Origin of the sequence: Streptomyces sp. NPDC088785 (assembly GCF_044750685.1) — a bacterium.
GTDB lineage: Bacteria > Actinomycetota > Actinomycetes > Streptomycetales > Streptomycetaceae > Streptomyces.
Genome location: NZ_JBIVKH010000009.1, coordinates 68076 through 88387 on the forward strand (window position 1 = coordinate 68076; position 20312 = coordinate 88387).

Below are 20312 nucleotides of genomic sequence, written 5' to 3' on the forward strand. Positions count from 1 at the left end.
GTCATGGTACGAGCAGGTCCGGAACCTCCCGCGCCGCCAGCAGGGCCAGGGCGTCGGCGTCCGGTGTGCCCGGCTCGGCCGTGTACACCATCACCCGCAGGTCGTCGCCCGCGACGGTGAGGATGTCGCAGTCCAGCGTCAGCGGGCCGATCCGCGGGTGGTCGACCGTCTTGCGCGCCGCCTCGTGCCGGCCCACCGCCCCCGTCTCCCACAGCTCGGCGAACCGGGGACTGTCCGCCCGCAACACGGCGACCAGCGCGGACACTTCCGGATCCGCCGGATAGCGGCTCGCCGTCGCCCGCAGATCCGCGACCAGCGCCGCCTCCATCGCCCGGCGCTCCCCGGGCCCGAGCCGCACCCGGCCGGGCGGGCCGAGGAACGTCCACCACACGCCGTTGCTCCGGTGCGCGCGCCAGTCGGGGCGCTCCCCGAGCAGCGCCGTGTGCAGCGGGTTCGCGAGCAGCAGCGTCCACGCGGCGTCGAACACCGCGACCGGCGTCCCGGCCAGCCGCTCCAGCAGCCGGTGCACGCTCGGCGTGAGCGAGCCCGGCACCCGGTCCGGGCCGGGCGGCACCAGCCCCGCCAGCCGGAACAGGTGCTCCCGCTCGGCCCCGGACAGCCGCAGGGCGCGGGCCAGCGCCGCGACGACCTGGTCCGAGGGATGACTGGCCCGCCCCTGTTCGAGGCGGGTGACGTAGTCCGCGGAGATCCCCGCCAGCAGCGCGAGCTCCTCGCGGCGCAGCCCGGCGGCGCGCCGCTGCCCCACCGGGGTCAGCCCGGCCGACTCGGGCCGGACGCGGTCCCGCCAGCGCCGCACGGCGTCCCCGAAGTCGTTGCTCATCCCCCCACTCTGCCCGCTCGCGCACGGATCTTCCTGGTACCGGCGGTCCCAGGAAGACCGGACGGCTGGCACGGAGCGGCTTCCCGGCCCAGGCTCGACCCATGACCACGACACTCATCACCGGGGCCAACAAGGGCCTCGGCCGCGAAACCGCCCGCCGCCTGATCGAGGCGGGCCACACCGTCTACCTCGGCAGCCGCGACCCCGGGAAGGGCCGCCGCGCCGCCGAGGAGCTCGGCGCCCGGCACGTCGTCCTCGACGTGACCGACGAGGACTCCGTCACCGCCGCCGCGGCGACGATCGGGGCCGCCCACGACGGCGTCCTCGACGTCCTGGTCAACAACGCCGGCATCGAGGGCCGCACCGCGGGCAACGGCATCGTCGCCCCGGCCGACGAGACCGTCGACACCCTCCGCCCGCTGTTCGAGACCAACGTCTTCGGCACCCTCCGGGTCACCCACGCCTTCCTGCCGCTCCTCGACCGCTCCGCCGCGCCCGTCATCGTGAACGTGTCCAGCGGCCTCGGCTCGATGGCCCTCATCGCCACCCCGGACGCCCCGGCCGGCTTCTACCCGGGCATCGCCTATCCGGCCTCCAAGACCGCCGTGAACATGCTCACCGTCCAGTACGCGAAGGCGTTCCCCCGTATGCGGATCAACTCCGTGGAGCCCGGCTTCACCAGGACCGACCTCAACGGCAACACCGGCACCCAGACGGTCGAGGAGGGCGCCGAGATCATCGTCCGCATGGCCCGGCTCGGCCCGGACGGGCCGACCGGCGGATTCTTCACCGCGTCGGGTCCCGTCCCCTGGTGAGCGGCTGGTGAGCGGCGCGCGCGGCGGAAAACCGGCGGCGGCCGGCCGGGCCGCCGCCGTATCGTCCCGGGCGTGACAGCCTCCGCGGATCCCTCCCGTACGCCGACCAGGACGCGGCCCGCGCCGCACCTCGACCTCGGCACCGACCCCGACGAGATCGGGCACCTGGTGTGCTGCCGCGACGCGTCGTGGCGCACGGCGTTCTGCGGCGAGGAGCAGGACAGCGTGCGCCTCGACGCCACCACGGTCTGCACGCTGTGCGTCGAGGCCGTGACGGCGCTGCGCCCCGGCTTCCGCTTCGACCCGGAGCAGATCTGCCCGGTCGACGACCGGCGCTGCCCCGACCTGCACGAGGTGGCGCTGCGCGTGGCCCGGGAGACCGGACCGCCGACGCGGTGAACCGGTTCCGGCCTCGGCGGTGCCCGAGGTGCGCCGTGTCCGGTGCCGCCGCGGAACCCGACCCGGGCCACGTCATGCGGGCCGAACGCCCGGGGCGTCGGTGCGCGACCGCGTGGGCCCGTCCGCGGAGAGCCCGGCCCGCTCCGGGGCGTCCGCGGCACCGGCGGCAGCGGCATCGACGGCGTCGGCGCCCCCGGTCGGGGAGGCCGTCCGGGCGCGCAGGTACCTCTCCAGCTCGCCCGCACCCGCCAGCATCGCCCGGGCGCGGGCGGCCAGCCGGTCGTGCCAGTCGCGCAGGGTGGCCGCCAGCGGCTCGGTGCCGCCCGCCGCGCGCACCTGCTCGATCAGCGGCGCGATCCGCTCTAACAGGTAGCCCCCGCGCCGCAGTTGGTGGGCGAGCCGGGCGTCCCGCACGTCGGCCTCGTCGTACACCCGGTAGCCGGTCGCGGGATCGCGGCCCGGCCGCACGACCCCGGCCCGCTCCCACTTGCGCAGCGTCGCGGGCCGGATGCCCAGCTCCCGCGCCAGCGGCCCGATGAACCTCGGCGCCCGCCCCGGCGCCGCCGCGGGGACCGGCTCAAGACCCCGCAGCGCGCGCTCCACCGCGGCCAACGTCCGGCGGTCCTCCAGCAGTTGGGCATGGCTCTCGTCGATGAGGCGCAACGCCTCGTCGACCGTGCCCTCGTGCAACGCGCGCAGAACCGCCGCGGCCGTCGCGTGCCCGTGCCCGGGCAGCAGGGCGCGGAACGCCGTCAACGCCAGCGCGTGCAGCGGCGTATAGGCGCGGTAGCCGTGCGGGGAGCGCGCGGCCGGCGGGAGGATCCCGTCCTCCTCGTAGTTGCGGACCGCCTGCGTGGACAGGCCGTGCTCGCGCGCCAGGTCCACGGGCCGGAGCCGCACCCGCCCATCTCGCCTTTGAGAGTCCGACACCATGTCATCCCCGTTCCACGCCAACAGCCCACGGAAAGTCTCCACCGAAGGTTCAAAGATAGCGTTGACGGTATGGACATCGACGCTTTCGGCATCGAGGCCGCCGCGCTGCTGCGGCTGCTGCCGACCGGCCGCCCCCGCCTCCTGGCCCTGGGCGAGCCGACCCACGGCGAGGACGCCCTCCTCCACCTGCGCAACACCCTGTTCCGCCAGCTCGTCGAGGAGGCGGGCTACCGGACGATCGCCGTCGAGAGCGACTGCCTGCGCGGGCTCGCGGTCGACGACCACGTCACCGGAGCCACCACGGAACCGCTCGACGACCTCATGGGACGCGGCTTCGGACACGGCCTCGGCGCCTCCGCCGCCAACCGCGAACTCGTCGCCTGGATGCGGGAGTTCAACGAAGGACGGCCGTCCGCCGACCGGCTGCGGTTCGCGGGGTTCGACGGTCCGCTGGAGATCCACGCCGCCGAGAGCCCGCGACGGTCCCTCACCACGCTCCACACCTATCTCGCGGACCACGGCGACGCGGACCTGCTGCCGTGCCCGGCGCACACCCTCGACGGCCTGCTCGGCGCCGACGCGCGCTGGACCGAGCCCGCCGCGATGCGGGACCCGGCCCGCTCGGTGGGCCGCTCGGCCGACGCGTCCCGGCTCCGGCTGCTCGCCGACGACCTGCTGGCGCTGCTCGACGCCCAGGCCCCGCTCCTGATCGCCGCCCATTCGCGCGAGGCCTGGGACCGGGCCCGGCTGCACGCGCGGACCGCCGTCGGCCTGCTGCGCTACCACCACGCCATGGCGGACCCCTCGCCGCACCGGATGACCCGGCTCCTCGGCGTACGGGACTCCATGATGGCCGACACCCTGCTCGACCTCGCCGGGCGCGGCCCCACCCTGGTCTTCGCCCACAACGCCCATCTGCAACGCCCGCGCAGCTCACTGCGCATGACGGGCCTCCCGCTCCTGCACTGGTGGAGCGCCGGCGCGCTCGTGGCGGCCCGGCTGGGGGAGGAGTACGCGTTCGTGGCCACGGCCCTCGGCACGATCGGCCACCGGGGCGTCGACGCCCCGCCCCCGGACACGCTCGAAGGGATGCTGTACGCGCTCCCGGGGGACCGCTGCCTCGTCGACCCCGCCGCGCTCGCCGACCGGGCGTCGGTGCCCCGCGTCTCGCCCTGGTTCGGCTACGCGCCGCTCGACCCCTCCCACCTGGGGGACTGCGACGCACTCGTCTTCGTGAAGGACCTGCCCCCGCGCACCGGTCAGGACCCGGCGTCGACGACGCCGGGTCCTTGACGACGGGCCGGGCCGGCGTCAGTCGTCGTCGTTGCTCAGGGAGTCGCGGACGCCCTTGACCTTGTCCTCGGCCTTGTCCCGCAGGCCCGCCGTGTCGGCCTTGGCCTGGTCGACCTTGCCCTCGGTCTTCATCCGGTCGTTGCCGGTGGCCTTGCCCAGCATCTCCTTGGCCTTGCCCTTGGCCTTGTCCAGGTTGTTGTCGCTCATGACGACTCCTTGATGTGGTGGTTCGGGGTCGTCTGCGACGTTACGGGCGGCTCGCGCGGCCCGCATCCGGAGGCGCGGGCCGCTCCGGCGCACGGGCCCTATCCGGCCGACTCGGCGGCGTGCGGACTCAGCACCCCCAGGGTGACCAGCACGATCAGCGCGACGCCGAGCGCGATCCGGTAATACACGAACGGCATGAAGCTCTTGCTGGAGATGTACTTCATCAGCCACGCGATGATCGCGTAGCCGACCCCGAACGCGATCAGCGTCGCGAACACCGTCGGCCCCCACGCCACGTGCCCGCCCTCGGTCGCGTCCTTCAACTCGAAGACGCCGGAGGCCAGCACGGCCGGAATGGCCAGCAGGAAGGAGTAACGGGCCGCCGACTCGCGGGTGTAGCCGAGGAAGAGCCCGCCGCTGATCGTCGCGCCGGACCGGGAGACGCCGGGGATCAGGGCCAGGGCCTGGCACAGGCCGTAGATCAGGCCGTCCTTCACGGACAGGTCCTTCAGCTCCTTGCGCGGGCGGACGGCGCGGTGCCGTCCGCCCAGCTCGTCCCGGGCGGCGCGCCGGTCCGCGACGCCGAGCACGACCCCCATCGCGATGAGTGTCGCCGCCGTCAGCCGCAGATCACGGAACGGCCCCTCGATCTGGTCCTTGAGCGTGACGCCCAGCACGCCGATCGGGATCGAGCCGACGATCACCAGCCAGCCCATCCGGGCGTCGTGGTCCCCGCGCAGCGTCCGGTCGGTCAGCGACCTGGACCACGCCGAGACGATCCGGGCTATGTCCTTGCGGAAGTACAGCACCACGGCCGTCTCCGTGCCGAGCTGGGTGATCGCCGTGAAGGCGGCCCCCGGGTCGCTCCAGCCGGCGAAGGCGGCCGTCAGCCGCAGATGCGCGCTGGACGAGACCGGCAGGAACTCGGTGAGCCCCTGGACGAGGCCGAGAATGAGGGATTCGAACCAAGACATGGAGAAGTACGCGATCCAGGGGCCGGGGGCGGGACCGGCGGCGGGGCGCGCACCGGACAGGACGGGGACAGGGTGGGGAGGAGAGCGCTCCCGTGACCACGGGGGCACGGGCACACGCGTGGGCACGCTAACCGCCGAAAGTGACGGGCGGGCGAAGTCCGCTAGACATCCGTGTCACGCTGGGCCGACAGCAGGGTGTCCGCGGCCGGGGTGCGGAAGTACAGCACCGAGCGCCCCGCCCGGCGGCTGCCCACCAGCCGGGCCCCGGCCAGTACCTTCAGATGGCGGCCCACCGACCCCAGCCCCTGCCCGGTCAGCGCCGTCAGCTGGGTCGTCGTCAGCGGCCGGTCGAGCAGCACCAGGACGCGGGCGCGGGCCGCCCCGAGCAGTGCGGCCAGCCCGTCCGGCGGCGTCACCCGGTCCGCGTCCGCGAGCGCGCCCGCACACGGGTAGACCACCGCGTACCGGTCCGGCGGCACCGCCGAACCGGCCGGCGGCTCGGGCCAGGACACCCAGCCCTGGCGCGGGGTCACCGGCACGAACAGCAGCCGCGCCCCCGAGAGGTCACGCGGCGGGTAGTCGTGGGCGTTGATCCGCAGCCGCCCGTCGCCCTCCCAGCGCATCGTCGGCCGCAGCGCGCCGAACGCCGCGGCCCAGCCGCCGACCGACAGTTCCCTGGTCCGGGCGACGACATCGGCCTCGATGATCCGGCGCCTGCGCGGCCACTCCGGCAGCACCGTCTTTCGCCACACCCAGTCCAGCAGCCGCGCCGCCCGCTCCGCGAGGTCGTCGGCGCCCGCGAGCGACGGCGGCAGCGGGCCCGGCCACGACGCCGCGAGGTCCGCGCGCACCGCGTCCGACGAGGTGCCCGCGATCCGGGCGAGCCCGTCGTCGAGGTCCAGGTCGCACCGCCCGTGGGGGGTCGGGGTGAGGAAGTCGGCGGTCCAGAGCGCCCCGAACGCGGCGTCCAGCAGCGCCGCCGTCACCGGATCCCCCGCCAGCCGCGCGCGGTAGGCGGGCAGATGGGCGTCCAGCCAGCGCCGCTCGCCGGGGTGCGCGGCCCGCGGGTCGGCGAGCTTCTTCAGGCTCGCCGTCGCCTCCGCGAGCGACGACACCACGAACCGGCTGCCCGCGAGCGTGTCGGCGTCGACCCGCCAGATCCCCACGCCCACCCCGCCCCGCTCGTTTCGCCGTACCGCGAAACATTAACGCCGGGCCGCCGCCCCCGCGCACCCTCCGTCCATGCGTACCTACCGGGACCTGTTCGCCGCCCCCGAGTTCACCCCCTTCTTCGCCGCCTGCTCGCTCCAGGTCGCCGCCCAGACGGTCGGCGGCCTCGCCCTCGGCTCCCTCGTCTACACCCGGACGGGCTCGCCGCTGCTGTCCGCGCTCGCCATGTTCGGCCCCGCCCTCGCCCAGGTCGTCGGCGCGCTCACCCTGCTGTCGGCGGCGGACCGGCTGCCGCCGCGCGCGGTCCTGGCCGGACTCTCCCTCTTCCTGGCCCTCGCCACCCTGCTCCAGGCCGCGCCCGGCCTGCCGACGGCCGCCGCGCTCGCGCTCGTCCTGGTCCAGGGCGTGCCCGCGGCGCTCGGCGGCGGCGTCCGCTACGGCCTGCTCACCGACCTCCTCGACAAGAACGGCTACCTGCTGGGCCGTTCGCTGCTCAACCTCAGCTCCGGCGTCTGCCAGGTCCTCGGGTACGCGCTGGGCGGCGTCCTGGTCACGGCGCTCTCCGCGCGCGGCACCCTGGTGATCGCAGCCGGCCTCTGCGTCCTGGCGGCCGCGGTGGCCCGCACCGGGCTCGGCGCCCGCCCGCCCCGCGCCGCGGGCCGCCCCTCCCTGCGCGCGACCCTGCGCGGCAACGCCCTGCTGTGGTCCTCGGTCCCGCGCCGCTACGTCTACCTGGCGCTCTGGGTGCCCAACGGCCTGATCGTCGGCTGCGAGGCGCTCTTCGTCCCGTACGACACCGGGCACGCGGGCCTGCTGCTCGCGAGCGCCGCACTCGGCATGCTCGTGGGGGACGTCGTCGCGGGCCGCTTCCTGCCGCCGCGCGCACGGGCCCGCCTCGGCGCCCCGCTCCGGCTGCTGCTCGCCGCGCCCTACCTGGTGTTCGCGATGCGCCCCGCGCTGCCCGCCGCCCTCGTCGCGGTGGCCGTCGCCTCCCTCGGCTTCTCGGCGAGCCTGCTCCTCCAGGAACGCCTCGTCGCGCTCACCCCGGACGAACTCGCCGGCCACGCCCTCGGATTGCACACGGCCGGGATGCTGACGATGCAGGGGGTGGGGGCGCTCCTGGCGGGCGCGCTCGCCCAGCTCGTCCGGCCCGCACCCGCGATGGCGGTCCTCGCGGCGCTGTCGGTGGTGGTGACGCTGGCCCTCGGGCCCGGACTGCGGGAGCCGGGCGCGGCGCGGGCGGCGGCCCGCGCCTGACGTCAGCGCGCCGCCGACTCCTCCGGCTCCTCCGCGCGGGCGTCCGCGGAGGGCGGCTGCTCGCGCGGGGGGCTCCACTGGTGCCGCTTGAACCAGGCGACCACCGCGCCGCCCAGGCCCGTCACCGCGATGAACCCCATCGCGATCAGGAACACGGGAGAGGTGGGCGTGGACGCGCGGGCGCCCGCCACCACGTAGGCCGCCGTGTTCGGGACCGAGCCGAGCGCGGTGGCCAGCAGGAACGGGGCCCAGCGCATCCGGGACACCGACGCGCAGTAGTTCGCCGCCCAGAACGGCACCCCGGGGAAGAGCCGGGCCGCCAGCATCGAGCGGAAGCCGTGCCTGCTCAGCTGGCCGTCCGCGGCCTTCAGCCAGCGGCCCCGCAGCAGCGGGCGCAGCGCGTCCTGGCCGAGGACCCGGCCCAGGCCGAAGGAGACACCGGCGCCCAGGACCGTCCCGCCGATCGCCCCGAGCAGCCCCAGCTGGGAGCCGAACAGCGCGCCCGCCGCCAGATTGAGCAGCGGTCTCGGGACGAACGCCACCGTGCACAGGCCGTACGCCACGGTGAACGCCACGACCGCGAACGCACCGGTCAACTGGCGTGGCCAGCCGTCCTGGAGGAGCCGCTGCGGTTCGAAGAGCAGCACGCACGTGGCGGCCGCCGCCAGCAGCAGCATCAGGAGCGACAGCCGTGACCAGGGGGACAGCAGCACCTTGGAGCAGCGTGCCGCGAACCCGGCGGGCCGGGCGGAGACGGTGTCGAACATCCGGGGAGACTAGCCGACACTTACATAAGTTCGCCGTAGGTTGTGTCGCACTTCTCCCCCACCGCGGTTCCCCGCCGGGAAGGAACGAGCCGCCATGTCCGCGTGCTCTCCCCGGACTTCCTGCCGGTGGCCCGCCGGCTGATCACCACCGTGTCCTGGTGGGACACCGTCGACCACCTCGCCGCCCATGGGGTGGGCGGACTCGTGCGCGCCTTCGTCGCCGCCCACCGGGACGTCCTCGCACCGCTGTCCGTGCGCGAGGCCCTGAGGAACGCGGGCCCGTGAGCGGGTGGGCGACGGCCCCGCCCGGCGCGGAAAACCGGTCGACGCGCGCCGCCCGCCGGTACATGCTCTGCCTCATGTTCCGGTACGCCTTCCTCGCAGCTCCGTCCGCGGTCGCGGACACTGCTCAGGCTGCCGTTCTCCCCGCCGTCACGCTCGCGGCAGCCGACGGCGCGCGACGCTGACCCTCTCCGGACATTCCGGCGGACCCCGCAGGGGGAGGGTCGGTCCGGCTCAGGGGTCCCCGCCTCCCGCAGGAGGCCAGTACGTCTCCGCAGTTCCGGAAGGGACCACCCGGCCATGCCCAAGACGGCATACGTGCGCACCAAGCCGCACCTGAACATCGGCACCATGGGCCACGTCGACCACGGCAAGACCACCCTGACCGCCGCCATCACCAAGGTCCTCGCCGAGCGCGGCGGGGGCACGTTCGTCCCCTTCGACCGCATCGACAAGGCGCCCGAGGAGGCGCTGCGCGGCATCACCATCAACCTCGCCCACGTCGAGTACGAGACCGACACCCGGCACTACGCGCACGTGGACATGCCGGGCCACGCCGACTACGTCAAGAACATGGTCACCGGCGCCGCCCAGCTCGACGGGGCGATCCTCGTCGTCTCCGCGCTCGACGGGGTCATGCCGCAGACCGCCGAGCACGTGCTGCTCGCCCGGCAGGTCGGCGTCGATCACGTCGTCGTCGCCCTGAACAAGGCGGACGCCGGCGACGAGGAGCTGACCGACCTCGTCGAGCTCGAGGTGCGCGACCTGCTCTCCGCGCACGGCTACGGAGGCGACTCGGTGCCCGTCGTACGGGTGTCGGGGCTCGGGGCGCTGGCCGGCGACCCGCGCTGGACGGCGTCGATCGAGGCGCTGCTCGACGCCGTGGACACCTATGTCCCGATGCCCGAGCGGTACGTCGACGCGCCGTTCCTGCTGTCGGTCGAGAACGTCATGACCATCAGCGGGCGCGGCACGGTCGTGACCGGCGCCGTCGAGCGCGGCCGGATCCGGGTCGGGGACCGCGTGTGCGTCCACGGACCGCGGGACGGCCGCGACGGCGCGGGCGTCAAGGACGCCGAGACCGTCGTCACCGGCGTCGAGACCTTCGGCAGGCCGATGGACGAGGCGCAGGCCGGGGACAACGTCGCGCTGCTGCTGCGCGGGGTGGCCCGCGACGCGGTGCGGCGCGGGCACGTCGTCGCCGCACCCGGCAGCGTGCGGCCCGCGCGGCGGTTCACCGCGCGGGTGTACGTCCTGTCGGCGGCGGAGGGCGGCCGCAGCACGCCCGTCGCCACCGGCTACCGGCCGCAGTTCTACCTGCGCACCGCGGACGTCGTCGGAGACATCGACCTCGGCGGCGCGGCCGTCGCGCGGCCCGGCGAGACCGTCACCATGACGGTCGAGCTGGGCCGGGCGGTGCCGCTGGAGCCCGGCCTCGGCTTCGCGATCCGCGAGGGCGGGCGGACCGTCGGCGCGGGCACGGTGACGACCGTGGAGCCCGGCGCCTGAGGGCCGCCGGGCCCGGGGACCCCGTCGCGGGTCCCCGGGCCCGGCACAATGGCCGGGTGAGCACACCCGAACCCGAGCCGATACCCGTCGTCCGCGCCGTCGACCACGGCACGGCCAGACTGCTGCCCGACGTGGACCGGCGCCGGGCCTGGCTGCTCACGATCGACGGAGCGCCCCAGTCCTACGTCGACCTCGACGACCCGGCGTACCTGGAGTTCGAGTACGCCCGGCGCCTCGGCCACGTCCTCGACTGCGTCGCCGCGGACGGGGCGCCGCTCGACGCGCTGCACCTCGGCGGCGGCGCCCTGACGCTGCCCCGCTACGTCGCCGCCACCCGGCCCGGCTCCCGCCAGCACGTCGTCGAGGCCGACGCCGGGCTGCGCGAACTGATCGCCGAGCGGCTGCCGCTGCCGGACGGGGGAGCGGGCGTCGCCGTGCACGGCGGGGACGCGCGGGCCTGGCTGGAGGCGGCGCCCGCGGACAGCGCGGACGTGCTCGTCGCGGACGTGTTCAGCGGCTCCCGGGTCCCGGCCCACCTGGCCACCCTGGAGTACGCGCGCCAGGCGGACCGGGTCCTGCGGCCCGCCGGCACCTACGCGGCGAACCTCGCCGACGGCGCGCCCTTCGCCTTCCTGCGCTCCCAACTGGCGACCTTCCGCGCGGTGTTCCCGCACGTCGCGCTGATCGCCGAGCCCGCGGTGCTGCGCGGGCGCCGGTTCGGCAACGCCGTGCTCGTCGCCTCCCGGGCCGCCTTCGACGTGCCGGAGCTGGCCCGCCGCACCGCGCGCGACGCGTTCCCCGCCCGGGTCGAACACGGCGACGCGCTGCGCCGGTTCGTCGGCGACGCCCGGCCGGTCGCGGACGCCGAGGCGGTGCCGTCGCCGGAGCCGCCGGGGGGTTCGTTCAGCGTGGGGTGAGCGGGGGAGCGGCGCGCGGGGTGCTCCGCCCGCCGGTCAGGCGTCGCGGGCCGGCGCCGCCACCGGTTCGGTCGCGGTCACCGCCGCCGTGGCCGCGCCCGTCACCCCGACCGCCGCCGCGTCGTCCGGGCCCGTGGCCGCGACGGCGCCCGCCACCCCGGTCGAGTCCCTGCGCCGCAGGTTGCGGACGTCCGGCACGAAGAGCACCGCCGTCGTCGCGGCGACCACCAGGGCCGCGCAGCCCCACAGCGACGCCGTCCGGCCGAACGCCGTCTCGGCCGGCCCGGCCAGCGCCGTGGCCAGCGGGACCATCGCCACCGAGCCGAACCAGTCGTAGGCGGAGACCCGCGACAGCTTCTCCTCGGGGATCTCCTGGTGCAGGGCGGTGATCCAGGAGACGCCGAACACCTCGATCATGATGCCGCTGACGAACATCACGGCCACCAGCGCCGGCAGCGGCACCGGTACCGCGAGCGCCGCCGACGGCAGGGCGAGCGAGAACACCGACACGGTCGCCGCGAACAGCAGCCGCTTCGGCTTCCAGCGCATCATCAGCAGCCCGCCGAGGATGGTGCCGACCCCGAACGCGCCGAGCGCGAACCCCCACGGCCCGGCCCCGCCCAGCTCGTCGCGGGCCACCAGCGGCCCGAACACCGACTCGGCGGCGCCCACCACGGCGACCACCACCGAGAACTGGGCGACGATGCCCCACAGCCAGGGCCGCGAGACGACCTCCCGCCAGCCGTCGCGCATGTCGGCGAGGAGGCCGCCGCCCGGGGCGCGCGGGGCGATGTGGCTCACGTCGAGGAAGCAGCGCAGCGCGCCCGCGACCGCGAACGCCGCCGCGTCCACCGCGAGCACCCAGCCGGGGCCGAACGCGGCGACCAGCACGCCGCCGAGCGCGGCGCCGCCCACCGCGGCGCCCGACATCGCCATCCGGAACAGGGCGAACGCCCGGCTGGCCTGTTCGCTGGTGACCGAGGACATCAGCATGCCCTCGGCCGCCGGACTGAAGAACGCCTGGCCCGTGCCGCCCAGGGCGCTGAGCGCCATCATCTGCCACAGCCGCGGCTCGCCGGTGAGGACCAGCAGCGCGAAGGCGCCCTGGGACAGGAAGCTCAGGGCGTTGGCCGCGACCATGACGTGATGGCGCGGGAGCCGGTCGGCGACCGCGCCGCCGACCAGCAGGAAGACCACCAGGAACAGCGTGCGGGCCGCCGCCACCAGACCCACGTCGCCGCCGTCGCCGCCGGTCTCCAGCACGGCGAACGCCGAGGCGATCAGCGCGCCGTTCGCGCCGAGCGCGGTGATGAACGCCGACCCGGCGAGGAGGGTGTAGTTCCGCCCGGCCCAGGCGGGCCGGCGCGAGGGCTTCGAGGGGGTCGGCGCGGCGGCGGATGAGGAGGTCACTGAGGGACTATCGCCGTCGAACGCACATTTGCCAAACCATTCGATCGGGGGACGCACGCCCGGCCGGGCCCCGGGCGGGGATGGCCAAGCTAGCTACCCGTGGGTAACATGCGGTCATGAGCGCTGACCAGATGTCCATCGGCGAGATGCTCGCCGCCACCGTGCCGATGGCTCGCACCCTGCACCTCGACTTCCTCGAGACCAGCCCCGAGCGGGCCGTGGTCTCCCTCCCCGACCAGGCCGACTACCACAACCACGTGGGCGGCCCGCACGCCGGAGCGATGTTCACGCTCGGCGAGTCCGCGAGCGGCGCCATCGTGCTCGCCGCCTTCGGCGACCAGCTCGCGCGCGCCGTGCCACTGGCCGTGAGCGCCGAGATCGCCTACAAGAAGCTGGCCATGGGCCCGGTCACCGCGACCGCCACGCTCGGCCGCCCGGCCGCGGACGTCGTCGCGGAGCTGGACGCGGGGCAGCGCCCCGAGTTCCCGGTCACCATCGAGATCCGTCGCGAGGACGGCGCCGTCACCGGCGAGATGCAGGTCGTCTGGACCCTCCGCCCCAACGGCTGAGCGACGGCGGGGCCGGAACCGGGGATCGGGTCGCCCGCGGCGGTACGGATTCCGGCCAAACCGGCCGGACCGGCCGGACCGGGCCGAGCGGGTAGGCTTCCCGGCGTGTGTGCCCCAGGGGAGGGCGCGCCGGGTACACCGAATCTGCGGGTCTCACGGGAGGCGGCTGCTGTGCACATCCAGGAGTGGCTCGACACTGTTCCGGCGGTCGCCATCTACGCCCTCGTGGCGGGCGTCATCGGCCTGGAGAGCCTCGGCATCCCGCTGCCCGGCGAGATCGTCCTCGTCTCCGCCGCCCTGCTGTCCTCGCAGCACGGCGACGTCAACCCGATCGTGCTCGGCGCCTGCGCCAGCGCGGGCGCCGTGATCGGCGACTCCATCGGGTACGCGATCGGCCGCAAGGGCGGCCGGCCGCTGCTCGCGAAGCTGGGTGCCCGGTTCCCCCGGCACTTCGGACCCGCCCATGTCGCCACCGCGGAGCGCTCGTTCGAGAAGTGGGGCATGTGGGCCGTCTTCTTCGGCCGGTTCATCGCCCTGCTGCGCATCTTCGCCGGACCGCTCGCGGGCGTGCTGCACATGCCGTACTGGAAGTTCCTGATCGCGAACTTCCTCGGCGGCGTGGTCTGGGCCGGCGGCACCACCGCCGTCATCTACTACGTGGGCGTGGTCGCGGAGGACTGGCTGAAGCGGTTCTCGTACGTGGGTCTGGGCGTGGCCGTGCTCGTCGGGCTCGCGTCGATGCTCCTCGTCAAGCGCCGGGCCGCCAAGTCGGCCGCCGCGCACGAGGCCGCCGAGGCGGAGGCCGTCGCCGTCGCCGACTGACGGCCCGCGCCCCGGCGGGCGCCGTCACAGGGCGCGGTGCATCTTCGACAGCTCGACGTAGTGGGTGCCGTTCAGCGTGACCAGTTCGCGCTCCTCCTCCGTCAGCTCGCGCTTCACCTTCGCCGGGACCCCGGCCACCAGCGAACCGGGCGGCACCACCATGCCCTGCGGCACCAGCGCCTGGGCCGCCACCAGGGAACCCGCGCCGATCACCGCGCCGTTGAGCACCGTGGCGCCCATGCCGATCAGGCAGTCGTCCTCGATCGTGCAGCCGTGCAGCACCGCGTTGTGCCCGACCGAGACGCGCGCGCCGATCGTCACCGGGAAACCCGGGTCGACGTGGACCGTGCAGTTGTCCTGCACGTTGCTGTCGGTGCCGAGCACGATCGGCTCGAACTCCGCGCGCAGCACCGCGCCGTACCAGACGCTCGCGCCCGCGCGCAGGGTGACGTCGCCGATCAGCGTGGCCATCGGCGCCGCGAACGCCTCCTGGTCCAGCGTCGGTTCGTGGTCGCCGAACCCGGTGACGAGTGCCTCGTGGGCCATGCCTGCTCCTTGTTGACCGAGGGTGGTGTCGCGCCTGAGCGAACCGTACCTGTGGGGTGAAGATCACAGGCCGGTGAGGTGGGGGCGGACGGTACGGGTGAGTAACGTGGCGCCGTGCCGATGCATTGGAACGTGTTCTCGTCCCCGGACGTCCAGGGCGCCAAGGACGGCCGGAGCCGCCCCGGCGGCCGCGGCGGCCTCGCCCATCGGGCCGTGCAGGCGGGCTGGCGCTGGATACAGCGCAGGGGAGCGGTCACGGCGGAGCAGCGCGGCGGCCACCCGTTCGGCGCGATCGGCGAGGGCACCCGGCTCGCCTTCCCGCAGGGCACCCTGTTCGGGGAGGCGTGGATCCGGCTCGGCGCCCACTGCATCGTCGGCGAGCAGGTCACGCTGACGGCCGGCCTGATGCCCGGCCTCGACCTCGGCCCCGACCCCATCCTGACCATCGGCGACGGCGTCGTCATCGGCCGCGGCAGCCACGTCGTCGCCGACACCACGGTGACCATCGGACGCGACGTCTACATGGGCCCCCACGTCTACATCACCTCCACCAATCACTCCTACGACGACCCGGACCAGCCCATCGGGCGGCAGTGGCCGCGGATGGAGCCGGTGGAGATCGGCCCAGGCTGCTGGATCGGGACCAACGCCGTGATCCTGCCCGGCGCCCGCATCGGGCGGAACGTCGTCGTCGCGGCCGGTGCCGTCGTGCGCGGCGAGATCCCCGACCACGCGGTGGTGGCGGGGGCGCCCGCCCGGGTCGTGCGCACCTGGGACAAGGAGGCGGGCTGGCAGCCGCCGCTGCGCACGCCCGCGCCGCGGCCGATCCCGGCGGACGTGACCTCGGAGCAGCTGGTGGCGCTCGCCGCCCTGGAGGAGACCGGCCGGGACGCCACCGGCTGAGCCGGCTACGGACTCCCGCGCAGGGCGTCGGCCGCCGCCGACGTCACGGCGGCGGCGACCGCGGCGAGCGCCGGGGAGTCCAGCTTCCACTGCTGCCAGTGGAGCGGGACGTCCACCGGCAGATCCGGGGCGAGCCGCACCAGGCGTCCCGAGCGGAACAGCGGCTCGGCCTGCCCCTCGGGCAGCATGCCCCAGCCAAGGCCCAGCGCGACGGACTCCAGGAACCCCTCCGACGTGGGCACCGCGTGCCGGAGCGGTCCCGCGCCGCCGCGCCCGCGGCGCAGGCCCCGGACGAACGCGTCCTGGAGGTCGTCGCTGCGGTCGAAGGTCAGCACCGGCGCCCGGACGAGGGCGTCGGCGAGCGGGCCGTCGAGGTGGCGGCGGGCGAAATCGGGGCTGGCCGCCGCCAGATAGCGCATCCGGCCGAGCGCGCGCACCGAACAGCCCGTCACCGGCTCGGGCGACGAGGTCACCGCCGCCATCACCCGGCCCTCGCGCAGCAGCTCCGCGGTGTTCGCCTCGTCCTCGCGGTGCAGCTCGAAACAGACCTGCGGGGTCCGGTCCACCCGGTGCAGCGCGCCGAGGAACCAGGTGGCCAGCGAGTCCGCGTTCACCGCGACCGAGACCCGGGTCGGCGCCTCCTCCTCGGTGGTCAGGCCCAGTTCGGCGTACGCGTCGCGCTCCAGGCGGGCGAGCTGACGCGCGTACCGGACCACGACCGCGCCCGATTCGGTGGGCCGGACCGGCTTCGCCCGCACGAGCAGCACCCGGCCGGTGCGCTGCTCCAGGGCCTTGACGCGCTGGCTGACCGCCGACGGCGTCACGTGCAGCGCCGCCGCCGCCGCGTCGAACGTGCCCGCGTCGACCACCGCCAGCAAGGTCCTGACCTGATCGAGGGGCAATTCCGGAATCATCACGAGCACTAATGTTACGTAAGAATCTTTAGCTGTACGTGTAGTGATCGCATCCGTAGCGTCGGTGCGATGCACGCCTCTCTCTCCGCCGCGCTCGCCGGCTTCGGTACCGGTCTCTCCCTCATCGTCGCCATCGGGGCGCAGAACGCCTTCGTCCTGCGCCAGGGCGTCCGGCGCGACGCCGTGCTCGCCGTCGTCGGCATCTGCGCGGTGTCGGACGCGGCGCTCATCGCGCTGGGCGTCGGCGGGGTGGGCGCGCTCGTCGCCGCCCACCCCGCGGCGGTGACCGCGGTCGGCTGGATCGGGGGAGCGTTCCTGCTCGCGTACGGCGCGCTCGCCGTCCGGCGGGTGATCGCCCCGGCCGGCGAGGCGCTGCGCGCGGAGGGCGCGGCGAGCGGCTCGCGGCGCCGGGCCGTCCTGACCTGCCTGGCCATGACCTGGCTGAACCCGCACGTCTACCTCGACACCGTGCTCCTGCTCGGGTCGGTGGCGGCCGGGCAGGGCGCGATGCGCTGGACCTTCGGCCTCGGCGCGGTCCTGGCCAGCGTGTGCTGGTTCGCCGCGCTCGGCTTCGGCTCCCGGCTGCTCGGCCGCCTCCTGGCCAGGCCCGCCGCCTGGCGGGTGCTCGACGGGCTGGTCGCCGCCACCATGCTCACCATGGGGACCCTGCTGATCGCCGGGGGCTGAGACGCTGTTCCCGGGTGCGGCCGGTCCTGCGATAGTGGGTCCCGCAGCCGATAGATGTACCGAGCAAGCAGGAAGTACGTGGACACCAGCGAGAGCAGTACCGGCACGGAATCCGAGCCGCAGGAGCCGACCGCGCCCCGGGCCGGGGACGCCCCGCCGACGGACAGCGGCCCGCGGAGCGGCTGGCGCCGCTTCGCCATGGACACCCGGCCGCTGCGCATCCCCGCCTACCGGAGGCTGTGGACCTCCACCATCGTCACCGCCGTGGGCAGCCAGCTCACGGCCGTCGCCGTGCCGAAGCAGATCTACGACATCACCGGCTCCTCGGCCTGGGTCGGCGCCGCGAGCCTCGCCGGGCTCGTCCCGCTGATCGTCTTCGCCCTGTGGGGCGGCGCCGTCGCCGACAGCGTCGACCGCCGCAAGCTGCTCCTCATCACCAACTCGGGCATCGCCGTGACCTCGGTGCTGTTCTGGCTCCAGGCCGTCAGCGGGCTCGACTCCGTCGCCGTCCTCATGGTGCTGCTCGCCCTCCAGCAGGCGTTCTGGGGCCTCAACTCCCCGGCGCGCAACGCCTCCATCGCCCGGCTCGTGCCCGAGGGCCAGCTTCCCGCCGCCAACGCGCTCGGCTCCACCGTCATGCAGACCGGCCAGGTCGTGGGGCCGCTGCTCGCCGGTGTCCTGATACCCGTGATCGGGCTGCCCGAGCTGTACCTGATCGACGCCGTCGCGCTCTGCGTCACCGTCTGGGCCGTCTACCGGCTGCCCGCGCTGCCGCCGCTGGCCGCCGTCAAGCGGCGCGCCGGGGTGCGCGAGATCGTCGAGGGGTTCCGGTACATCTCGGCGCACAAGGTGCTGCTGCTGTCCTTCCTCGCCGACATCATCGCCATGGTGTTCGGCATGCCGCGCGCCCTGTTCCCGCAGCTCGCCGCCGAGACCTACGGGTCGTACGGGGACGGGCTCGCGCTGGGCCTGCTGTTCGCCGCCATCCCGATCGGGGCCGTGGCCGGGGGGCTCCTCTCGGGGACGTTCTCGCGGGCGCGGCGGCACGGGTGGATGGTGATCGGGGCCGTGGTCGCCTGGGGTGCGGCCATCGCCGGGTTCGGGCTGAGCGGGAGTCTGTGGCTCGCCGTGGTCTTCCTCGCCGTGGCCGGGGTCGCCGACATGGTGTCCATGGTGTTCCGCGGGGCGATTCTGCTGTCGGCGGCCACCGATGAGATGCGGGGCCGGATGCAGGGTGTCTTCACCGTGGTCGTCGCGGGTGGGCCTCGGCTGGCCGATGTGCTTCACGGGTCGGCCGGTTCGGTGTTCGGGGCGCGGCAGGCTGTCACCGGGGGTGGGGTGCTGGTCGTCGCCGCGATGCTCGTCCTGGCCTTCACCGTCCCGGCCCTGCGCCGTTACCGGATCTGATCCGAGCCCCGTCCTCCGACGGGCCGGCCTTGTGGTTCCCCGCGCTTCGGGATGGTTCTTCGCCTGCGGCCCGGTGGGGGCTGGTCGCGCAGTTCCCCGCGCCCCTGGGTGGTTCGTCGTCTGCGGGTGGGTGGCCTCTTCTCGCGCAGTTCCTCGCGCCCCTGGATGGGTGTTTGTCTGCGGGTCGGTGGGGCCTGGTCGCGCAGTTCCTCGCGCCCCTCGGGGGGTTCGTTGTCAGTCGACGGGCGGTGGTCTCTTCTCGCGCAGTCCTCGCGCCCCTGGGGGGTCTTTGCCTGCGGGGCGGTGGGGTGGGTGTTCCTGAGGAGGGCTGGTGCGGAGCCTCGGCGGGGCGGGGGGCTTTGATGAGATGGCGCACGCAGTGCGCATCTCAGGGGCGCGGGGAACTGCGCGACCAGCCACGACGGAGGCGCGCGGGACGCAGGGCGGGGCGGAGGGCGCAGTACAGTTCAGTGCACGCCGCAGTGCACCACACCAACCCTGGACGGAACGTGTCGGACCTCGAACAGCTGACCCAGTCGCTCGCCCGCAACGTCAAGCACTGGCGCACCGAGCGCGGCTTCACCCTGGACGCGCTCGCCGCCCGGGCCGGGGTCAGCCGCGGCATGCTCATCCAGATCGAGCAGGCCCGCACCAACCCGAGCATCGGCACCGTCGTCAAGATCGGCGACGCGCTCGGCGTCAGCATCACCACCCTGCTCGACTACGAACAGGGTCCGAAGGTGCGCATCGTGCCCGCGGAGCAGACGGTGCGCCTGTGGTCCACGGAGGCCGGCAGCTACCACCGGCTGCTCGCCGGGACGGAGGCCCCGGGCCCCCTGGAGATGTGGGACTGGCTGCTGCTCCCGCACGAGGGCAGCCCCTCCGACCCGCACCCGGACGGCACCGTCGAGCTCGTCCACGTGACGGCCGGCGAGCTGACCCTGGTCGTGGACGGCGTCCCGCACCGGGTCCCGGAGGGCGCGAGCGTCACCTTCGAGGCGAACACCCCGCACGAGTACCGCAACGACGGCACGGTGGAGACCCGGATGATCATGGCCGTATCGGTGCCGTTCGTCCGCTGAGACGCCCGGATCGCAGGCCCACGGCGGCTGTTAGCGTGCCGCCATGCTTGCACCCATCGGAGACTTCGCCCACGTCCGGCCGGCCCCCGAGGCCCTCGACCTGCTCGTCCCTCCCGTCGCCGACGCCGTCCGGCACTGGCGGGGCGCGGTGCCCGCGCGGGACCTGGTCCACGTCGACACCGACCCGGAGTGGGCCGACACCGCCACGTTCGTCGAGCACTACGGCCCCGACCTCCTCGACCGGTCCGCGAACTGCGTGGTCGTCGCGGGCCGGCGCGGCGGCGAGAGCACCCTCGCGGCCTGCGTCGTGCTCTCCACGACGAAGGTCGACGTCAACGGCGCGGTACGGCGCCGACTGGGCGCGCGCAAGGCGTCGTTCGCCCCGATGGACACCGCCGTCGGCGAGACCGGCATGGAATACGGCGGCATCACCCCGATCGGGCTGCCCGCCTCCTGGCCGGTCCTCGTCGACGCCGCCGTCGCCGACCTCCCGCACGTCCTGATCGGCAGCGGCGCCCGCCGCGGCAAGCTCATCGTCCCCGGCAAGGCCCTCGCCGAACTCCCCGGCGCGGTCGTCCTGGAGGGGCTCGGCATCGGCTGACCCGCAC

Annotated in this window: 21 protein-coding genes and 2 pseudogenes; 14 read left to right on the top strand and 9 right to left on the bottom strand. The window is 74.7% G+C overall.

The features are described 5' to 3' along the window. Position 1 precedes the first annotated feature (1 nt). Positions 2–841 carry a helix-turn-helix transcriptional regulator gene (locus ACIP5K_RS23765; protein WP_401412419.1) on the bottom strand — a complete coding sequence of 280 codons (840 nt, stop codon included), beginning with the start codon at positions 839–841 and terminating at the stop codon, positions 2–4. 101 nt (positions 842–942) lie between these two features. Between ACIP5K_RS23765 and ACIP5K_RS23770 the strand changes: the two genes are divergently transcribed. Together ACIP5K_RS23770 and ACIP5K_RS23775 are read left to right on the top strand one after the other, a co-directional pair. Next, positions 943–1656, top strand: a complete 714-nt coding sequence (locus ACIP5K_RS23770; RefSeq protein WP_401412421.1) for an SDR family NAD(P)-dependent oxidoreductase — start codon at positions 943–945, stop codon at positions 1654–1656. 72 nt (positions 1657–1728) lie between these two features. Further along, positions 1729–2055: a hypothetical protein gene (locus ACIP5K_RS23775; protein ID WP_401412423.1), complete on the top strand. Its 327-nt coding sequence runs from the start codon at positions 1729–1731 to the stop codon at positions 2053–2055. A 210-nt stretch (positions 2056–2265) separates the two neighbouring features. On the opposite strand, the pseudogene ACIP5K_RS23780 reads toward ACIP5K_RS23775, so the two are convergent. Then, positions 2266–2988, bottom strand: a pseudogene (locus tag ACIP5K_RS23780) (MerR family transcriptional regulator); the annotation flags it as partial. Positions 2989–3057: 69 nt separating this feature from the next. Here ACIP5K_RS23780 and ACIP5K_RS23785 point away from each other — a divergent pair. Then, positions 3058–4281, top strand: coding sequence for an erythromycin esterase family protein (locus tag ACIP5K_RS23785; RefSeq protein WP_401412425.1), 1224 nt, complete (start codon positions 3058–3060; stop codon positions 4279–4281). An 18-nt stretch (positions 4282–4299) separates the two neighbouring features. On the opposite strand, the gene ACIP5K_RS23790 is transcribed toward ACIP5K_RS23785, so the two are convergent. From ACIP5K_RS23790 to ACIP5K_RS23800, 3 genes are all read right to left on the bottom strand, one after another. Then, entirely contained in the window at positions 4300–4488 is a 189-nt protein-coding gene (locus ACIP5K_RS23790; RefSeq protein WP_401412426.1) for a CsbD family protein, read from the bottom strand. Between the two features lie 98 nt (positions 4489–4586). Then, positions 4587–5462: an undecaprenyl-diphosphate phosphatase gene (locus ACIP5K_RS23795; protein WP_401412427.1), complete on the bottom strand. Its 876-nt coding sequence runs from the start codon at positions 5460–5462 to the stop codon at positions 4587–4589. 161 nt (positions 5463–5623) lie between these two features. Further along, complete coding sequence (locus tag ACIP5K_RS23800; RefSeq protein WP_401412428.1) at positions 5624–6628, bottom strand: transcriptional regulator; 1005 nt, start codon at positions 6626–6628, stop codon at positions 5624–5626. Positions 6629–6704: 76 nt separating this feature from the next. On the opposite strand from ACIP5K_RS23800, the gene ACIP5K_RS23805 reads away from it, so the two are divergent. Next, positions 6705–7889 (top strand): MFS transporter, encoded by a 1185-nt coding sequence (locus ACIP5K_RS23805; protein WP_401412430.1) that lies wholly within the window; start codon positions 6705–6707, stop codon positions 7887–7889. A gap of 2 nt (positions 7890–7891) precedes the next feature. On the opposite strand, the gene ACIP5K_RS23810 is transcribed toward ACIP5K_RS23805, so the two are convergent. Next, positions 7892–8656 (bottom strand): TVP38/TMEM64 family protein, encoded by a 765-nt coding sequence (locus ACIP5K_RS23810; RefSeq protein WP_401412432.1) that lies wholly within the window; start codon positions 8654–8656, stop codon positions 7892–7894. A 90-nt stretch (positions 8657–8746) separates the two neighbouring features. Here ACIP5K_RS23810 and ACIP5K_RS23815 point away from each other — a divergent pair. The 3 genes and pseudogenes from ACIP5K_RS23815 to ACIP5K_RS23825 all read left to right on the top strand — a co-directional run. After that, a pseudogene (locus ACIP5K_RS23815) lies at positions 8747–8869 on the top strand (DNA alkylation repair protein); the annotation flags it as partial. A gap of 369 nt (positions 8870–9238) precedes the next feature. Then, the gene (tuf, locus tag ACIP5K_RS23820) at positions 9239–10447 is read left to right on the top strand and encodes an elongation factor Tu (protein WP_401412433.1); all 1209 of its coding nucleotides are present in this window, start codon (positions 9239–9241) and stop codon (positions 10445–10447) included. Positions 10448–10503: 56 nt separating this feature from the next. Next, complete coding sequence (locus ACIP5K_RS23825; RefSeq protein WP_401412435.1) at positions 10504–11364, top strand: spermidine synthase; 861 nt, start codon at positions 10504–10506, stop codon at positions 11362–11364. Between the two features lie 36 nt (positions 11365–11400). Here ACIP5K_RS23825 and ACIP5K_RS23830 read toward each other — a convergent pair whose 3' ends face one another. Next, a complete protein-coding gene (locus tag ACIP5K_RS23830; protein ID WP_401412436.1) occupies positions 11401–12774 on the bottom strand; it encodes an MFS transporter in 1374 nt (457 codons plus the stop codon). Positions 12775–12890: 116 nt separating this feature from the next. Between ACIP5K_RS23830 and ACIP5K_RS23835 the strand changes: the two genes are divergently transcribed. Next, positions 12891–13343, top strand: a complete 453-nt coding sequence (locus ACIP5K_RS23835; protein ID WP_401412437.1) for a DUF4442 domain-containing protein — start codon at positions 12891–12893, stop codon at positions 13341–13343. Between the two features lie 171 nt (positions 13344–13514). Then, positions 13515–14165, top strand: coding sequence for a DedA family protein (locus ACIP5K_RS23840; protein ID WP_401412439.1), 651 nt, complete (start codon positions 13515–13517; stop codon positions 14163–14165). Positions 14166–14189: 24 nt separating this feature from the next. Here ACIP5K_RS23840 and ACIP5K_RS23845 read toward each other — a convergent pair whose 3' ends face one another. Continuing rightward, a complete protein-coding gene (locus ACIP5K_RS23845) occupies positions 14190–14711 on the bottom strand; it encodes a gamma carbonic anhydrase family protein (protein WP_401412440.1) in 522 nt (173 codons plus the stop codon). Positions 14712–14831: 120 nt separating this feature from the next. Here ACIP5K_RS23845 and ACIP5K_RS23850 point away from each other — a divergent pair, with 120 nt between their 5' ends. Then, positions 14832–15614, top strand: coding sequence for an acyltransferase (locus tag ACIP5K_RS23850; RefSeq protein ID WP_401412768.1), 783 nt, complete (start codon positions 14832–14834; stop codon positions 15612–15614). A 5-nt stretch (positions 15615–15619) separates the two neighbouring features. Here ACIP5K_RS23850 and ACIP5K_RS23855 read toward each other — a convergent pair whose 3' ends face one another. Continuing rightward, positions 15620–16528 carry a LysR family transcriptional regulator ArgP gene (locus ACIP5K_RS23855; protein WP_401412770.1) on the bottom strand — a complete coding sequence of 303 codons (909 nt, stop codon included), beginning with the start codon at positions 16526–16528 and terminating at the stop codon, positions 15620–15622. A gap of 69 nt (positions 16529–16597) precedes the next feature. On the opposite strand from ACIP5K_RS23855, the gene ACIP5K_RS23860 reads away from it, so the two are divergent. The 4 genes from ACIP5K_RS23860 (at position 16598) to ACIP5K_RS23875 (ending at position 20305) form a co-directional block, all read left to right on the top strand. Beyond that, a complete protein-coding gene (locus ACIP5K_RS23860) occupies positions 16598–17215 on the top strand; it encodes a LysE/ArgO family amino acid transporter (protein ID WP_401412442.1) in 618 nt (205 codons plus the stop codon). A gap of 78 nt (positions 17216–17293) precedes the next feature. Beyond that, positions 17294–18622, top strand: coding sequence for an MFS transporter (locus ACIP5K_RS23865; protein ID WP_401412444.1), 1329 nt, complete (start codon positions 17294–17296; stop codon positions 18620–18622). 509 nt (positions 18623–19131) lie between these two features. Further along, the gene (locus ACIP5K_RS23870; protein ID WP_401412446.1) at positions 19132–19704 is read left to right on the top strand and encodes a helix-turn-helix domain-containing protein; all 573 of its coding nucleotides are present in this window, start codon (positions 19132–19134) and stop codon (positions 19702–19704) included. A gap of 43 nt (positions 19705–19747) precedes the next feature. Further along, positions 19748–20305: a YbaK/EbsC family protein gene (locus ACIP5K_RS23875; RefSeq protein ID WP_401412447.1), complete on the top strand. Its 558-nt coding sequence runs from the start codon at positions 19748–19750 to the stop codon at positions 20303–20305. Positions 20306–20312: the final 7 nt, after the last annotated feature.

Bases quoted from the DNA above. Each gene is read 5' to 3' on its own strand.
- ACIP5K_RS23765 (WP_401412419.1), bottom strand. From the start codon at position 841: ATGAGCAACGACTTCGGGGACGCCGTGCGGCGCTGGCGGGACCGCGTC.
- ACIP5K_RS23770 (WP_401412421.1), top strand. From the start codon at position 943: ATGACCACGACACTCATCACCGGGGCCAACAAGGGCCTCGGCCGCGAA.
- ACIP5K_RS23785 (WP_401412425.1), top strand. From the start codon at position 3,058: ATGGACATCGACGCTTTCGGCATCGAGGCCGCCGCGCTGCTGCGGCTG.
- ACIP5K_RS23790 (WP_401412426.1), bottom strand. From the start codon at position 4,488: ATGAGCGACAACAACCTGGACAAGGCCAAGGGCAAGGCCAAGGAGATG.
- ACIP5K_RS23795 (WP_401412427.1), bottom strand. From the start codon at position 5,462: ATGTCTTGGTTCGAATCCCTCATTCTCGGCCTCGTCCAGGGGCTCACC.
- ACIP5K_RS23805 (WP_401412430.1), top strand. From the start codon at position 6,705: ATGCGTACCTACCGGGACCTGTTCGCCGCCCCCGAGTTCACCCCCTTC.
- ACIP5K_RS23810 (WP_401412432.1), bottom strand. From the start codon at position 8,656: ATGTTCGACACCGTCTCCGCCCGGCCCGCCGGGTTCGCGGCACGCTGC.
- tuf (WP_401412433.1), top strand. From the start codon at position 9,239: ATGCCCAAGACGGCATACGTGCGCACCAAGCCGCACCTGAACATCGGC.
- ACIP5K_RS23835 (WP_401412437.1), top strand. From the start codon at position 12,891: ATGAGCGCTGACCAGATGTCCATCGGCGAGATGCTCGCCGCCACCGTG.
- ACIP5K_RS23845 (WP_401412440.1), bottom strand. From the start codon at position 14,711: ATGGCCCACGAGGCACTCGTCACCGGGTTCGGCGACCACGAACCGACG.
- ACIP5K_RS23850 (WP_401412768.1), top strand. From the start codon at position 14,832: ATGCATTGGAACGTGTTCTCGTCCCCGGACGTCCAGGGCGCCAAGGAC.
- ACIP5K_RS23855 (WP_401412770.1), bottom strand. From the start codon at position 16,528: ATGATTCCGGAATTGCCCCTCGATCAGGTCAGGACCTTGCTGGCGGTG.
- ACIP5K_RS23860 (WP_401412442.1), top strand. From the start codon at position 16,598: ATGCACGCCTCTCTCTCCGCCGCGCTCGCCGGCTTCGGTACCGGTCTC.
- ACIP5K_RS23875 (WP_401412447.1), top strand. From the start codon at position 19,748: ATGCTTGCACCCATCGGAGACTTCGCCCACGTCCGGCCGGCCCCCGAG.